Genomic DNA, 14,472 nt, shown 5'->3' with positions numbered 1-14,472 from the left:
GGTGGTCGACGAACCCCGCCGCCGAACCTATATGGTAAAGTGGCGCACTTTTTCGAGGGGACATTCACTGTGTGGGAATTGGTCAAATCCGGCGGCTGGATGATGTTGCCGATCATCATGAGCTCTATCGCCGCACTCGGCATCGTCGCCGAACGCCTGTGGACCCTGCGCGCCAGTCGCGTCACCCCCGAGCATCTGCTGGGGCAGGTCTGGAGCTGGATCAAGAACAAGCAACTGGACAAGGACAAACTCAAGGAACTGCGCGCCAACTCCCCGCTGGGTGAAATCCTTGCTGCGGGCCTGGCCAACTCCAAGCATGGTCGCGAGATCATGAAGGAGTGTATCGAAGAAGCCGCCGCCCGCGTCATCCATGAACTGGAGCGCTACATCAACGCCCTCGGCACCATCGCCGCCATGGCGCCATTGCTCGGCTTGCTGGGCACGGTGCTGGGCATGATCGATATTTTCAGCTCGTTCATGGGCTCGGGCATGACCACCAACGCGGCGGTGTTGGCCGGGGGGATCTCCAAGGCGCTGATCACCACGGCGGCGGGCCTGATGGTGGGTATTCCTTCGGTGTTCTTCCACCGTTTCCTGCAGCGTCGCATTGATGAACTGGTGGTGGGCATGGAACAGGAAGCCATCAAGTTGGTGGAAGTGGTACAGGGCGACCGTGACGTGGACCTGGTTGGGGGCAAAGCGTGAAATTTCGCCGCAAGCAACGGGAAAATGTCGATATCAACCTCGCGTCGCTGATCGACGTGGTGTTTATCCTGCTGCTGTTTTTTGTCGTCACCACCACCTTCACCCGGCAAACCGAGCTGCGCGTCGACCTGCCGGAAGCCGTGAGCGGTTCGCCGGCCGAAGACCAGGAAGTCAAGCAACTGGACATCGCCATCAGCGCCGACGGGGTGTTTTCGGTGAATAACCAGTTGCTCGAGAAAAACGACCTCGCCAGCCTCATGGACGCCTTGCAAAAAGAGTCTGGCGGTGACAACAAGCTGCCGCTGTCCATCAGCGCCGACGGCAAGACCCAGCACCAGGCCGTGATCACCGCGATGGATGCGGCCGGCAAGCTCGGCTTCAGCCATCTGCGCATGACCACGGTCGAGGCGGCGAGCCAACCCTGATGGCCATGTCCGATCGTTTGCTCAAGGCCTGGTACGAGGGCCATCCGGCGCTCACGCTGTTGCGGCCGCTGGAGTCGTTGTATCGCCGGGTTGTGCAGCGCAAGCGCGCCCGCTTCCTGGCGGGTGAGGGCGAGATCTACCAATCGCCGGTGCCGGTGGTGGTGGTCGGGAATATCACCGTGGGTGGCACTGGCAAGACGCCGTTGATCCTCTGGTTGATCGAACACTGCCGACGCAGCGGGTTGCGCGTGGGCGTGGTCAGCCGGGGTTATGGCGCCAAGCCACCGCAGTTGCCATGGCGCGTCGAAGCCAGCCACAGCGCTGACATGGCGGGCGACGAGCCTTTGCTGATCGTGCAGCGCTGCGGCGTACCGCTGATGATCGACCCTGATCGCAGCCGTGCGGTCCGGGCGCTGCTGGCCAGCGAAACCCTGGACCTGATCCTCTCCGACGACGGCCTGCAGCATTACCGCCTGGCCCGTGACCTGGAACTGGTGCTGATCGACGCCGCCCGTGGCCTGGGCAACCGCCGTTGCCTGCCGGCAGGGCCGTTGCGCGAACCGGCGGATCGACTGCAGAGCGTCGATGCGCTGCTGTATAACGGCGCCGCCAGTGACCGGGACGATGGCTTTGCCTTTCGCCTGCAGCCTACCGCACTGGTCAACCTGCAGACCGGCGAACGCCAGCCGGTGGATCACTTCGCGCCTGGCCAGCAGGTGCATGCGGTTGCCGGCATCGGCAACCCGCAGCGTTTCTTCAACACCCTTGAAACGCTACACTGGCGGCCGATAGCCCATGCGTTTGCCGACCACGCGCCTTACAGCGCCGAGGTCTTGAATTTTACGCCGTCATTGCCGTTGGTCATGACCGAGAAGGACGCGGTGAAGTGCCGCGCCTTTGCCCAGCCAGACTGGTGGTACCTTGCGGTGGATGCGCTGCCGTCGCCGGCGTTCGTCGCCTGGTTCGACACGCAGCTGATGCGACTGCTGCCTGCCCGTCTCTTGCCTTAAACCGCTTCTATCCAGGAAACACTCATGGACACCAAACTGCTCGACATCCTCGCTTGCCCGATCTGCAAAGGCCCGCTCAAGCTCAGCGCCGACAAAACCGAGCTGATCAGCAAAGGCGCCGGCCTGGCTTACCCGATCCGTGACGGCATCCCGGTGATGCTGGAAAGCGAAGCCCGCACCCTGACCACCGATGAGCGCCTGGATAAATGACCACAGCCTTTACCGTTGTCATTCCCTCCCGCTATGCGTCGACCCGCCTGCCGGGCAAGCCGCTGCAATTGATCGGCGACAAGCCAATGATCCAGCTGGTGTGGGAACAGGCCTGCAAAAGCAGCGCCGAGCGCGTGGTCGTCGCCACTGATGATCCGCGCATCATCGAAGCCTGCAAAGGCTTTGGTGCCGACGCAGTGCTGACGCGCGAAGACCACAACTCTGGCACCGACCGCCTTGCTGAAGTGGCGACCAAACTCGGGCTGGCGCCTGATGCCATCGTGGTCAACGTGCAAGGTGACGAGCCGTTGATCCCGCCGAGTGTGATCGACCAGGTGGCCGCCAACCTGGCCGCCCATGGCGAAGCGCGCATGGCGACCCTGTCCGAACCGATCGAGGACATTGATACGCTGCTCAACCGGGGCGTGGTCAAAGTGGTCACCGATATCAATGGCCTGGCGTTGACGTTCAGTCGTTCAGTCCTGCCTTGGGCGCGGGACGCGTTCGCCAAGAGTCCCGACGTGTTGCCAGAGGGCGTGCCATATCGTCGCCATATTGGCATTTACGCCTACCGCGCTGGCTTCCTGCATGACTTCGTCAGCTGGGGCCCGTGCTGGCTGGAAAACACCGAGTCCCTGGAGCAACTGCGGGCGCTGTGGCATGGCGTGCGCATCCACGTGGGCGATGCGCTGGAAGCACCGCCGGCCGGTGTCGATACCTTCGAAGACCTTGAGCGCGTCCGTCGCCTGCTGGGGGCCTGATGGAGGTTCTGTTTGTCTGCCTAGGCAATATCTGTCGCTCGCCCACCGCAGAGGGTGTACTGCGCCATAAATTGCGCGAAGCCGGGCTGGCAGGGCAGGTGGATGTAGCGTCCGCCGGCACGGGTGAATGGCATATCGGCAACCCGCCGGACCAACGCAGCCAGCGCGCGGCGTTGGTGCGCGGTTACGACCTGTCGGCCCAGCGTGCCCAGCAGGTCTCCCGCGCCGACTTTGCGCGCTATGACCTGATCCTGGCCATGGACCACAGCAACCTGCGCAACCTCAAGGCCATGCAGCCAAGCCAGGGCAAGGCGGAGCTGGACCTGTTCCTGCGCCGTTACGAGGCCGAAGTGGACGAAGTGCCCGACCCGTACTACGAAGGTGAACAAGGCTTCGAGCGGGTCCTGGACTTGATCGAACGTGCCTGTGATTTATTGGTGATCGAATTGAAGGGGCGGTTATGACCTTGCAGGTGCTTGCGCAGGTATCGCTCAAGCCATTCAACAGTTTTGGCATTGATGTCCGTGCCCAGCTGTTCGCCGAGGCCCACAGCGACAGCGATGTGCGGGAGGCTCTGACTTACGCCACCGCGCACAAGGTGCCGCTGCTGGTCATCGGTGGTGGCAGCAACCTGCTGCTGACCCAGGATGTCCAGGCGCTGGTCCTGCGCATGGCCACTCAAGGCATCCGTGTGCTGCATGATGACGGCCTGCAGGTGGTAGTCGAGGCCGAAGCGGGCGAAGCCTGGCATCCCTTCGTGTTGTGGACCCTGGAGCAGGGTTTCTGCGGCCTGGAAAACCTCAGCCTCATCCCTGGCACCGTGGGCGCAGCGCCCATGCAGAATATCGGCGCCTACGGTGTGGAGATCAAGGATGTATTCGCCGGCCTCACCGCCCTGGATCGCCATACCGGCGAACTGCGCGACTTCAGCCTGGAAGAATGCAACTTCGCCTACCGCGACAGCCTGTTCAAGCACGAGACCGGGCGTTGGTTGATCCTGCGCGTGCGTTTCGCCCTGAGCCGCGCCAGCCACCTCAAGCTCGACTACGGCCCGGTGCAGCAGCGCCTGGCGGGGCAGGGGATCACCGAGGCGACGCCGAGCGACGTCAGCCGTGCAATCTGCAGCATTCGCCGGGAAAAACTGCCGGACCCGGCAGAGCTTGGCAATGCCGGGAGCTTCTTCAAGAACCCCTTGGTGTCCCACGTGCTGGCGGCTGAGCTGCAGGCGCTGTACCCGGACCTGGTGGCGTATCCGCAGGCCGATGGGCAGATGAAGCTCGCGGCCGGCTGGCTGATCGACAAGGCCGGCTGGAAGGGCTTTCGTGACGGTGATGCCGGCGTTCACAAGCTACAGGCGCTGGTGCTGGTCAACTATGGCGGTGCCTCGGGGCACGATATCGCCAACCTGGCCCGGCGCATCCAGCAGGACATTGCAGAGCGCTTCAAGGTAGAGCTGGAAATGGAACCCAACCAGTACTGATCGGTTGGTCCTGCCTGATAGGGTAGACAATAAAAATGCCCCGTATCTTTCGATGCGGGGCATTTTTTATTGCGCTGGTGATCAGTCGTCGCGGCTCATGATGCCGAAGATCTGCAACAGGCTGATGAACAGGTTGTAGATCGACACATACAGGCTGACAGTCGCCATGATGTAGTTACGCTCACCACCGTGGATGATCGCGCTGGTCTGGAACAGGATGCACACCGAGGAAAACAGCACAAAACCTGCGCTGATCGCCAGTTGCAGGCCGCTGATCTGGAAGAACATGCCCGCAACCACGGCTGCCAGCAGCACGAAGAAACCTGCGGTGATGAAGCCGCCCAGGAAGCTCATGTCCTTGCGGGTGATCAGCACGTAGGCCGACAGACCACCAAACACCAGGGCCGTCATGGCAAACGCCGAGCTCACCACTTCCGCACCACCGGCCATGCCGAGGTAACGGTTGAGGATCGGGCCGAGGATAAAGCCCATGAAACCGGTCAAGGCAAATGCCGACACCAGGCCCCAGGCCGAGTCACGCAGCTTGTTGGTCAGGAAGAACAGACCATAGAAGCCGATCAGCACGACAAAGATATTCGGGTAGCCGACGCGCATCTGTTGGGCCACGAACGCCATCACGCCGCTGAATGCGAGGGTAAGGGCGAGCAAGCCATAGGTGTTGCGCAACACGCGGCTGACTTCAAGCTGCTCAGCCTGCGCGTTGCCATTCACTGCGTAATTCTGTTCGCGCATGGCGACACTCCTTCGGTTTTGAAACGTTCAGTCGCAAAGATCATAACAGACGCTCTGTAACAAGCGATGCCGAGAGTTTGACAGTGTGTTTCATTCGGGTATTATGGCGCCCGCTGAGACGGGATCGGCTACTATAATCCTGTGATGCACAAGGGAAATTGGCAGAGTGGTTGAATGCACCGGTCTTGAAAACCGGCGGACGTTAATAGCGTCTCCAGGGTTCGAATCCCTGGTTTCCCGCCAAATTAAACGATAAGGCCTCGATTATTCGGGGCTTTTTCGTATCTGGGGTTTGAGAAGGTTTCTTCTGCTTTTGGCTGGAGTTCCGAAACTTTCGGGTAGGGGTTCCGAAACTTTGCCTATTTGGACGGTTTCGCGGTCGCGCCAATCCTCCTGTAAACCCGCTTTGTGATCTCCTGTTTGCTGTGTCCCAGCAGCAGGCTGGCATCCCCGATATCGATGATTTCCGACGCGGCCTTCGGCCGGATGTCGCGGAACTGAAACCCGCCAATCTTGGCCGCAAGCAGCGGGTCGCCTTGTTCGATGGCGTTCTGCTGGGCTTTTTCCCGCGCCTTGTCCCAGCGCAAGCGCAACATCCCCTTCGTCATCCGCTTTCCGTGTCTGTTGATCAACAGGTACTTGGACGAATGACCGACATTCCTTTCGCTAATGTCCCTGACCAATCTCCCCAAGCTGTTTTCCCCGTCTTCCGTACGCATCAGGATTCGAAGCTTCTGGCCGGTCTTGCCCTGCGTTACTAGGAAGTAGTCACCCTCGGTATCGTCGCTGCGCATGATCAGCACGTCAGCAGGCCGCTGTCCGGTCAAATAGGCCAGGTCCATGGCTTCCTTGAGTTCTTGTTCGGCAACCGCGTAGACGGCATCCCAAACAGCCGCGTTGGCGTAGTAATCCCTGGGCGCCTCCTTGTTCTTCCTGATCCCCTGGCATGGGTTCTCTCTTTCGGTGAGCCCCCACTCCCTGGCCATGTTGAACACGTGGGACAGGAGCGCGATCTCGCGGTTGGCGCGAACCTTTGCTGAACGGGCATCACGATAGCCGGCGATGTTGAACGGGGTAATTGAGTCGATAGGCGCCTCATCAAACGTAGGACGAAGCTGTTTCAGCTCGGCCATGTTGTCCTTCTGGGTCCGCTCCGCCTTTTTTGGGATGACGTCGCGCACATATCGGTCGAAGATGCCCTTCATTGTTGTCAGATCGGCAGGCTTTTCTTTGGCCTCCAGTTCGGCCCACTTCAGCCGGGCTTTGCTAAGGTCTGTTCCAAGCGGGATCTCTTTACCCGCTGAGTCGCGGTAGTAGTAGCCGATCCAGACCTTGCCATTTTTCCTTGGGCGCTTACGGCGCACCATTCCTGGCGGCAAGTCCCTGTTTTCCGTGTTCCGGGGGCGCATATCAGTTCACTCTGGAGAAATCAGGCGTCCAAGCCGGACGCGTCGGCGGCGGGTTTTGATCTGCAATTGCGGCGTTGATCATGCCCAGCTTCATGCGCGCGAACATATGGCCCACCAGAGGGCGGCCGCCACGGCTCTCGATGAATACCCAGTTTCGGTCTTTCAGCCATTTGCGCTGGTGAGCGCGCTGCTTGTAGCCGGTTAGGTCGGCGAGCTCGTCGTCCGACAGGATCTCTGCTTGCATGCCTACCTCCCGCTGCCCGTAGTGGGCGGCGCTGTTTTGATGATTTTCATGTGATGTCTTTGCCGCGCTGGGCGGCAGAAGGTGGGTTTTCATTTGTTTTATGCGAACATCCGCAGCCAAATTCTAAGGAGCGGATATGAAGTGGTCTGAGGTGTTAAGCGTTGTTAGCTCTGTGGCTTCAATTACGGGGATGTCGTTACTGACTGCGAATGCGATGGTCGATGACTTGAATATCAGACAAGTTGCCTGGTCGGTGGCGGCAACTATGAGTGTCGTATTGTTGGGCATCGGTTGCCTGTTCGGCTCTGTCCAGGTTGTACTCTGGGGGGATCAGAAAAACGACTTTGGCGACTTGCGCTTTGTTTATTTGTGCTTCTCAGGGGTCGTTATCATTTGTATAGCTGCCGTCCTAGTAATAGGCTGCTCATATCTTCTCAGCGATCTACTGGCCCTAAAAAAACTGCTGAGTTGACGCACTTCAGACTTGCTTAAGTCTGCGTGACATTGAGGGTCTCTTCTTGATGGTGTTGACTTCCGTAGTCAAGTGAACACGTAGGCGAACCAGAGGGTGGCGAACATGGCTTTGCCTCCTCTCGCGATTTGTGCAGCTGCTGGGTTCGATAGTCCTCGGCGCTGCGCGAACAACCGCCTTGGCACCCATGCTCATGGCAATCCGTCTTGTTGCAGATGGCGCGGATGCCAGTGCCACCGCAGTAGGAGCAGCTGTCGCCGGTATGAGTCGGGCACGGATACACCTCGCCGGGCGCTCCATGCCGTTGAAGGCGAATAGGCAGCATCCCGGTGCCAGCGTCCGGTACGCTTCGCGGTGCGGCGATCATGGCGTCACCCGCTTGAACTCGACCACCCAGACCCACGGGTTGGCAGTCCAGCTGTCGTCGCCGTTGATCGATTCCCACAATTCCCGCCAAGCTGCCGGGTACCAGTCGCGGTAATTCGGCGACACGTCATCACTGCCCAGTTCTGGCGGGCACTGAAGGCCTTCGGCGCGGATATCCGCTCGGCTGATGTCCTGCAGCCGCTCGACGCGCACGTCGGTGATCTCCAGCAGGATGCGGCTGTCACGGCGGAACATATGGATGCTGGGTTTCCAGCGAATGTCGCTGGCGGCCGGGATGTTTTCCAGATCCGGCGGCAGGCAGTCGGGATAGGTTGCTCCGAATGTCAGGTAGCCAGGATCGCAATTGCCGACACGGGCCCATGTCTCGCGCACCCACAGCCGGTCGCCGGGCTTGCCGTACGGGCAGAAGCGATTCTCTGGCAGGGCGACATATTCAGGTGTGAAGTCGGCGAGGAAGTTTAGGCCGGAGCCTTTCACCGCCCGCCGGGTGACCGTCTTCCGGCCTTCCGGGATGGCGCGCACCATCGGCGCCGAGAACAGGATGGGGCGTTCTTTGATTACCGTCATGAACGTCTCCCGATTTCAGCTGCGGCTTCGACGATCGCGCGGCGAGTCGCCCCGAACGGATCGGCGTGGTGGTAGATGGTGTGCTCACCGAAACGCTCAGCGTCCACGCAGGTGTAAGGCCCGGTGTCGCCGTCGAACGGCTCGACGATGTGGATAGCCACCCCCAGGCGCTCCATGCGGCCCATGACCACCACCAAGCGCAGCGCATCCCCGTCGTTTATGAGCGGGTTCCAGTGTCCACGGACACCGGACTTGCCAGCCAGCCGGAAAGGCCACTTAGGATCGCTGCAGGTGCACGGTTCGATATCGATGCGGGCGGATTGCGCGGCCTGAATGAGTAGCTTGCGGTCAGCTGCAGCCAGGTCGTCTTTGTTTTCTTCGGGCATGACTTCGTCCTTGCCGCTATAGCGGCTGACTTTGAAGGGGGAGGGATTGCGGGTAGATCAGTGCGTAGCGCTGAATTTTTTCAATTGCACCGTGTAAGGATTAGCGCATTACGTATTGAGAGGTGTGTGTGTCGAAATGCCACTATCTGCTTTAAACTCTGTTTCTCATCGGAGAGAGCAAACATGGACGCACATAAGCTTGAAACCCTGAAGCAACAAGCAGAGCTCATCGCTCGTGAGCAGTTTGGTGCAACTTCATCGGCTGAGATCGAGTCGATTCTTGCCGTGCTGTCGTACGAGCAAACACTGCTCCAGAAACATGGGAAGCGGCAGCCAGCTGCTTATACATGGAGGATGCTGAAAGAACATGGGATTGTTCCGGGCGTCGAGAGAGTGGTTACCCGTGAAGCAGAAACGCAGGGCTACAGAGCTCTAGTCGGCCTTGGTTTACAGGATTTCGCTTTTGAAGCCGTTGTAGTTAGGCATCCTGATTTTTTTTCCCCAGAAGCGGTAGAACATTCGGCATCGCGCCTACGAGACTTTGAGGACGCGGTAACCTCCCGGCACAAATTTTGGTGGGTGAACCATAAGCAGACCTTTAAAGCTGAGTTCGAAGGTGGCTACATTTGGTCGCCGAAAACCAGTAAAAATGGTGCCCGCAACAAAACTTACGACAACTTGACCCAGGTGGAGCCGGGGGATGTCGTGGTGTCCTACGCGGATGGCCTGATCAAAGCGGTTGGCATAGCAATCAGTAATTACGCGGAAGCGCCGAAGCCTGAAGAATTTGGAACGATTGGGGAAAGCTGGGCTGCTACAGGGTGGTTGGTGTCGGTCAACTGGGTCGCATTAACTAGTCCGATTTCGCCGAAAGCTAACATCGACAAAATCGTAAAACTTTTGCCGAAAAAAAATTCACCTCTTCAGCCAAATGGTAACGGTAACCAGGGTTGCTATCTGGCGGCCGTTTCAGTTGCATTGGGTAACGTAATTTTTGGCTTCTTGGACGCCCCTGATTTGGAAGCGGTAATTGCAACGCAAGCCTTAGTTTCTGTAGGCGGAACTGGGCTGGCAGGCAATGTTCGCTTGCCGGCGGAAGAGTTACGTAAGGTTACTGCTGAGTACATTTGGAAAGCAGTCCAATATCTCCTTCAAGGTGTGCTGGCAGAGGATTTTGGACCCTCTATCGGCTACGACCTGTTAGTTGATGCGAATGCCAGACTAGCTCCCAAGCAGGTCTTCGGTCTCGCTGCAACAGAAGCGTTGGGATTCAAGGTGATGCCCAAGCATTTTATTGCGGGAAAGGGGACCGTCTGTTTCGAGCTGTTGGAAGCTGCGGGTTACAAAATCATCCCCAAAGGTGAGCAAGTCGAGACGCTCGAAATACCCATAGATACCGAGGATAGGGAGTGGTCCGAGGGCCAAGTCAAGCTGGTGTACCACCTGAAACGTGAACGATCACCGGGTCTTTCTAAAGCCAAGAAAGCTTCATTTATCAAGACGCATGGTCGGCTATTCTGCGAGGAGTGCGGAACAGATCCTGTCGAAGCGTATGGCGATTTTGGGGTGGCTTGTATTGAAGTTCATCATGAAGCGATCCAGGTTGCAGATATGGGGGAGCAGCACAAGACAACCCTAGACCAATTGCGATGCCTGTGTGCCAACTGTCATCGTGTTCTGCATCGCAAATTAAAGGCTCAGATTGTTCACCCTACTCCAGCTAACACTCAGCCCGACATTACTTCCGCAGCGCCCGGTTGATAGTCGGCTTCAGCCATCTCGCAAAAAAAAGAGCAAGCTGGTAGCGCCTCGTTTCGGCGGGGTTTACCAGGAGGAAGGGCACGTAGAGAGAATCGGATATTGGTCTTGCGGTCGCGATGCAGGTACGAGCCTGGGCCAAGTTCATCCTGAACACGGCAAAGCTCTTCAAATTGCTCCGGGAAGTCTTCGCGGATCGCCCGAAAATAGCCTTCGCCACCTTTCACGCAGCCGATGCAGTTAGCGTTGTCGTAACCCAGGCGATACATCAGTGGCAGCTCGATACCGGCGCGCTCTATCATCGCTTTGCAGTCGTCTTTACCAAGGCCGGCGTCTATCAGAGGTGCGATGACGGGGCGATCGGGGTTGCGCTCGCGGAAGTCTTCCAGGCGGTCGACTTCTTCGGCGGTATAGCCGAACACCATTATGTCGCCCGGTTGCTTCCAAGCATCGAGCAGACGACGCTTCAATATCTTGGTGCACGGCGCGCCGTTTCGGCCCTTCATGAATCGCTCGCGCCGGAACACCTGAATCATGTCGGCGCCGTACTTCTCGTCACGCAGTTCCACGATTTTTTGTCCGAACCATTCTTGGCAGTCCAGAAGGAAGCGTCGGTTGTCTTCATGCTCGTTGGCCAGGAACGCGTTGATGATCTGCACGTCGTGTGTAGTGCTGTACCGTGCCAATGCCAGCTTGGTTGACACCGCCGATGCAGCGCCGCAGCTGAATTGGCAGACGATTCGGGGTTGTTGTGCGGACATAGGGGATCCTCGCCGGGTATATTTGCCGGTTGGTAGTCACGGTGGAGATTTAAGATGCTGAACGATTGCGGGATAAGACTGTTGAAACCCTGGCTTTCAGTACAGAACGTGTTGTTGGTCTGCGCGTTGATTTTTACTATTGCTCTTTTGAAGCCAGGAAGCAGTGAGCTTGCTAGTTGGGTTCAGGCAGTAGGATCAATTGCCGCCATTATCGGCGCCACATACATTGCAGGAGAGCAACGGCGCCAGAAAATAGAAGATGATGCCAAAGAGAAAGATCAATATTTAATTAAAGCATTTGGAATCGCCGAGATATGCTTTGGCTTGATCGAACGTATAAGCCGTATCGCGCATTCAGGGGGGATGTATGACCCGAAGGAGCTGCTTCCAAGAGCAATAGCAACATTGTCTGACTGCCAATTGATGCTTGCTGCAGTTGACGCACTTAGGTTTGAGATGCCAGAGCACACGTCTGCTTTCGTAGAGATAAGATTTAACGCTTCCATCGTTAAAGGGCTGTGGGAACAGGTAGTTGCTGGCGGTGATTATAACGCTGGCCTTAACCAGCTTAACCTGGATTCGAGCGTTGAGGCGTGTAAGGAAGCTATTAAAACAATGCGATCTTATTTGTACCCCGTTGAGATTGTCTAGCAGCGGACGGAGGCGACCGGATTAAGCGCGGCATAGAGCAGGCACTCTTCTTCGCTCAAAGCACTTGCAGGGATGCTCATAGATTGTCTCCAAGCATGCGTCTGCGTAGCCGGCTGGCGTGATTCGTTGATATGGGGTATTACGGGTGACCGGCATGGAGCCGGATCAAGGAGCAGTTATGAGCAAAGAGCGTGAGATCGCATTGGAACAAGCACTGATCGCGGTGATTGGTGCTGCTGAAAGCAAGGGGATCAACACCAAGGATCTTTTGGACCATGCCACTGCGCTTATCCTGGGGCATAGCCCATACCGCCGAGTCGACCACCCCTACGTTGACATGGCATGCAAGGAGATCAGTGACGCGCATGCGACGGCTCTCACGCTCAAGCCGTAAGCCATGAGGTTTAGGCGCTGGCGCGCTTGAGTTGCTCGGTCAGTTGCGTTGGAAGGCCGCGTAACGTCAGCGTGCCGCCGGCTTCGTCGAACTCGATCTTGTCGCCCAGCAGGTGCGCCTCGAAGCTGATCGACATGCCCTCGGCCCGTCCGGTGAAACGCCGGAATTTGTTGAGCGTCTTCTTGTCCGGGGGCAGGGTCTCGGAAAGCCCGTAATCTTTCGCCTTGATGAAGTCGTAGAAGTTTTTTGGCCGGTCTTCGTCGATCAGGCCAGACAGCTCGTCGAGGGTGATTGGCTCGCCCATTTTGGCCTGGGCCATTGAGTAGCTGACCAGGGTGTGCGTCTTTTCCCGGGCTGACTCTTCTGGCAGATCCTCGCTTTCAACAAAGTCACTGAACGCCTTGAGCAGGGTCCTGGTTTCGCCTGGGCAGTCGACACCCTCCTGGCAGCCGATGAAGTCGCGGAAGTAATCGTTCAGCCGCCGGCCCTGCTTGCCCTTCAGGTACGAGATGTACTGCTTCGACTGCTTGTTGTTCTGCCATTCGCTGATGTTGATGCGTGCAGCCAGACGGATATGGTCCAGGTCCAGGCGCTTCACCGTCATCAGTGCGAGCTCTTCGGTCATCGTCACCGCTTCGGTTTCCTGCACCAGGGCGATGACCAAGTAATCGGTCAGGCCTTGCTGGTAGTGGCAGAAGAGGGCGTGCCCGCCGGTGGTGAGGTTCGACTCTTCCATAAGCTTGGTCAGGTGCTCGACGGCCGTGGCACTGAACGCCAGGAAGTCGGTGACGCCGGCCAGGTACTTGCCGAGCCAGCCGCTGAACGGGAAAGCGCCTGACTCTTGGTGGAAGAACCCCCAGGCCTTGCCGGTGGTGGCGTTGTAGCTTTCGTTGAGCTGGCTCATCAGGTCGTCGCGGGCCTGGCTTTCAACCTGCTCGGATGCGCCCAGGAACAGAACGGCCGGGCTGCCGTCTGGTTTCTTGTCGATTTTGTGGATGACGCTATGGCGTACAGGCATTTCGTTTGCTCCGGATAAGCGCCGCCCTCCGGTTACCGGATGCAGCGAGTAGGGTGGGTTATGTGGAACTAAAGTTGGCAATATCGTCTACATTTCAAGGGATATTCCCTTTCGGAGAAGACGGTCATGTTTAAATCTCGCTCGCTTGTAGCCGCTGTGACCTGTGTTGCTTTGGCCGTAGGCTCAGTGACGGCCTTAGCCGATCCTGGCAACGGTAAAGGCCAAGGAAATGGGAAAGGCAACTCCCAAGGCGGCCAAGGCCATGGCAACCAAGGCAACAAGGGGAAAGGTTCCAGTGGAGTCGATTTGAATCGCGGGCCCAGCATTGACCGAGGCGGTGTGCTGGGCGTGGTCGGCGGCTACCGTGACTATTGGCGCCCAGGTCCTGCACTGCCGCCCGGGATACAAAAGAATCTAGCGAGAGGAAAACCTCTTCCTCCTGGCATTGCCAAGAAGCTGGATGGTCGGTTGCTGGGCAGGTTGCCCCATTACGACGGCTACGAGTGGCAACAAGCGGGCACTGATCTGATTCTGGTAGCCATTGCCTCCGGCATAATTTAAGAAGTGCTCAATGGGGCGTTCGATTAAAGCGATAACGGTTCAATGATCTCGTCGCCCGGGTCGCGACTCAGCTCGCTTAAGCTTTGATTGTGAAATTCCCGCGCCACGTTTTCGCTAATCACGATTTCGTGGCGCGGATAACGCAAGAATTCGCTCAGTTCGCTGTCGCCCATCAAGTCCATCTTCATGATGGCGATCTGCAGGACCTCGCTGATGATCGGCACCTGGCCGCGTAGCCGGATTCGCTCCATGGCCTGCTCGATGCCCGGCCTGACTTTGTGCCGCAATTCCTTCTCGGCGACCGCCAGCCGCTTCTGCGCAGCCTTGGCCGACCGTTCCTGTACTGATTTGGCCATGGCCTACCTCTTCTATTCCGCTGGCTGGGACTGCGAGCCAGGTTTGACGTTTGCGTTGCTGGATGCGGGCTATGCGGCGCATCGGTGGACGCCTGGACGAGACTTTGGATAGTTGATGCCGTGAGCGGCGATGATCCGATCAAAAGCCTTGCTGCCGATCGCCA

Annotated in this window: 20 protein-coding genes and 1 tRNA gene; 13 read left to right on the top strand and 8 right to left on the bottom strand. The window is 58.1% G+C overall.

Annotated elements, in window-relative coordinates:
- Nucleotides 1-69 precede the first annotated feature (69 nt).
- The 7 genes from ATH90_RS16665 to murB are packed head-to-tail and all read left to right on the top strand — an operon-like array spanning nt 70 to nt 4,591.
- Nucleotides 70-705 carry a MotA/TolQ/ExbB proton channel family protein gene (locus ATH90_RS16665; protein ID WP_012724911.1) on the top strand — a complete coding sequence of 212 codons (636 nt, stop codon included), beginning with the start codon at nt 70-72 and terminating at the stop codon, nt 703-705.
- Entirely contained in the window at nt 702-1,130 is a 429-nt protein-coding gene (locus ATH90_RS16660) for an ExbD/TolR family protein (RefSeq protein ID WP_034106779.1), read from the top strand. Before ATH90_RS16665 ends, ATH90_RS16660 begins: the two co-directional genes overlap by 4 nt.
- On the top strand, nt 1,130-2,140 hold the full coding sequence (lpxK, locus tag ATH90_RS16655) for a tetraacyldisaccharide 4'-kinase (protein ID WP_034106778.1): 1,011 nt from the start codon (nt 1,130-1,132) through the stop codon (nt 2,138-2,140). The genes ATH90_RS16660 and lpxK overlap by 1 nt, the downstream gene beginning before the upstream one ends.
- A 24-nt stretch (nt 2,141-2,164) precedes the next feature.
- Nucleotides 2,165-2,350: a Trm112 family protein gene (locus ATH90_RS16650; protein ID WP_003174668.1), complete on the top strand. Its 186-nt coding sequence runs from the start codon at nt 2,165-2,167 to the stop codon at nt 2,348-2,350.
- The gene (kdsB, locus tag ATH90_RS16645) at nt 2,347-3,111 is read left to right on the top strand and encodes a 3-deoxy-manno-octulosonate cytidylyltransferase (protein WP_034106776.1); all 765 of its coding nucleotides are present in this window, start codon (nt 2,347-2,349) and stop codon (nt 3,109-3,111) included. Before ATH90_RS16650 ends, kdsB begins: the two co-directional genes overlap by 4 nt.
- Nucleotides 3,111-3,575 (top strand): low molecular weight protein-tyrosine-phosphatase, encoded by a 465-nt coding sequence (locus ATH90_RS16640; protein ID WP_034106774.1) that lies wholly within the window; start codon nt 3,111-3,113, stop codon nt 3,573-3,575. The genes kdsB and ATH90_RS16640 overlap by 1 nt, the downstream gene beginning before the upstream one ends.
- A complete protein-coding gene (gene murB / locus ATH90_RS16635; RefSeq protein WP_034106772.1) occupies nt 3,572-4,591 on the top strand; it encodes a UDP-N-acetylmuramate dehydrogenase in 1,020 nt (339 codons plus the stop codon). Before ATH90_RS16640 ends, murB begins: the two co-directional genes overlap by 4 nt.
- Before the next feature lie 81 nt (nt 4,592-4,672).
- Here the strand turns inward: murB and ATH90_RS16630 are convergent, their stop codons facing one another.
- Nucleotides 4,673-5,344: a Bax inhibitor-1/YccA family protein gene (locus ATH90_RS16630; protein WP_003174664.1), complete on the bottom strand. Its 672-nt coding sequence runs from the start codon at nt 5,342-5,344 to the stop codon at nt 4,673-4,675.
- A 152-nt stretch (nt 5,345-5,496) separates the two neighbouring features.
- Between ATH90_RS16630 and ATH90_RS16625 the strand changes: the two genes are divergently transcribed.
- Nucleotides 5,497-5,587, top strand: a tRNA-Ser gene (locus tag ATH90_RS16625).
- 116 nt (nt 5,588-5,703) lie between these two features.
- Here the strand turns inward: ATH90_RS16625 and ATH90_RS16620 are convergent.
- Both ATH90_RS16620 and ATH90_RS16615 read right to left on the bottom strand, forming a co-directional pair.
- The gene (locus ATH90_RS16620; RefSeq protein ID WP_098466827.1) at nt 5,704-6,753 is read right to left on the bottom strand and encodes a tyrosine-type recombinase/integrase; all 1,050 of its coding nucleotides are present in this window, start codon (nt 6,751-6,753) and stop codon (nt 5,704-5,706) included.
- 1 nt (nt 6,754) lies between these two features.
- Entirely contained in the window at nt 6,755-6,997 is a 243-nt protein-coding gene (locus ATH90_RS16615; RefSeq protein ID WP_098466826.1) for a DUF4224 domain-containing protein, read from the bottom strand.
- A 136-nt stretch (nt 6,998-7,133) separates the two neighbouring features.
- On the opposite strand from ATH90_RS16615, the gene ATH90_RS16610 reads away from it, so the two are divergent.
- Nucleotides 7,134-7,469, top strand: coding sequence for a hypothetical protein (locus tag ATH90_RS16610; protein ID WP_098466825.1), 336 nt, complete (start codon nt 7,134-7,136; stop codon nt 7,467-7,469).
- Nucleotides 7,470-7,832: 363 nt separating this feature from the next.
- On the opposite strand, the gene ATH90_RS16605 is transcribed toward ATH90_RS16610, so the two are convergent.
- Nucleotides 7,833-8,423 carry an ASCH domain-containing protein gene (locus ATH90_RS16605; protein ID WP_098466824.1) on the bottom strand — a complete coding sequence of 197 codons (591 nt, stop codon included), beginning with the start codon at nt 8,421-8,423 and terminating at the stop codon, nt 7,833-7,835.
- A complete protein-coding gene (locus ATH90_RS16600) occupies nt 8,420-8,809 on the bottom strand; it encodes a hypothetical protein (protein WP_098466823.1) in 390 nt (129 codons plus the stop codon). The genes ATH90_RS16605 and ATH90_RS16600 overlap by 4 nt, the downstream gene beginning before the upstream one ends.
- 183 nt (nt 8,810-8,992) lie before the next feature.
- On the opposite strand from ATH90_RS16600, the gene ATH90_RS16595 reads away from it, so the two are divergent.
- Complete coding sequence (locus ATH90_RS16595) at nt 8,993-10,570, top strand: HNH endonuclease (RefSeq protein ID WP_098466822.1); 1,578 nt, start codon at nt 8,993-8,995, stop codon at nt 10,568-10,570.
- Here the strand turns inward: ATH90_RS16595 and ATH90_RS16590 are convergent.
- A complete protein-coding gene (locus ATH90_RS16590) occupies nt 10,537-11,328 on the bottom strand; it encodes a hypothetical protein (RefSeq protein ID WP_098466821.1) in 792 nt (263 codons plus the stop codon). The two genes, ATH90_RS16595 and ATH90_RS16590, sit on opposite strands and share 34 nt — an antisense overlap.
- Nucleotides 11,329-11,382: 54 nt before the next feature.
- Between ATH90_RS16590 and ATH90_RS16585 the strand changes: the two genes are divergently transcribed.
- Together ATH90_RS16585 and ATH90_RS16580 are read left to right on the top strand one after the other, a co-directional pair.
- Entirely contained in the window at nt 11,383-11,979 is a 597-nt protein-coding gene (locus ATH90_RS16585; protein WP_098466820.1) for a hypothetical protein, read from the top strand.
- Between the two features lie 178 nt (nt 11,980-12,157).
- A complete protein-coding gene (locus ATH90_RS16580; RefSeq protein ID WP_098466819.1) occupies nt 12,158-12,373 on the top strand; it encodes a hypothetical protein in 216 nt (71 codons plus the stop codon).
- A gap of 10 nt (nt 12,374-12,383) precedes the next feature.
- On the opposite strand, the gene yejK is transcribed toward ATH90_RS16580, so the two are convergent.
- A complete protein-coding gene (gene yejK / locus ATH90_RS16575; protein WP_098466818.1) occupies nt 12,384-13,391 on the bottom strand; it encodes a nucleoid-associated protein YejK in 1,008 nt (335 codons plus the stop codon).
- 126 nt (nt 13,392-13,517) lie between these two features.
- Between yejK and ATH90_RS16570 the strand changes: the two genes are divergently transcribed.
- A complete protein-coding gene (locus ATH90_RS16570; RefSeq protein WP_098466817.1) occupies nt 13,518-13,952 on the top strand; it encodes an anti-virulence regulator CigR family protein in 435 nt (144 codons plus the stop codon).
- Nucleotides 13,953-13,975: 23 nt separating this feature from the next.
- Here ATH90_RS16570 and ATH90_RS16565 read toward each other — a convergent pair whose 3' ends face one another.
- Nucleotides 13,976-14,308: a hypothetical protein gene (locus ATH90_RS16565; protein ID WP_098466816.1), complete on the bottom strand. Its 333-nt coding sequence runs from the start codon at nt 14,306-14,308 to the stop codon at nt 13,976-13,978.
- Nucleotides 14,309-14,472 lie beyond the last annotated feature (164 nt).

It is taken from the genome of Pseudomonas lurida, assembly GCF_002563895.1.
In the GTDB taxonomy this organism is placed as follows: Bacteria; Pseudomonadota; Gammaproteobacteria; order Pseudomonadales; family Pseudomonadaceae; genus Aquipseudomonas; species Aquipseudomonas lurida.
Note: the sequence above shows the minus strand (reverse complement) of the source record. Positions and strands in the feature narration are given on the sequence as shown.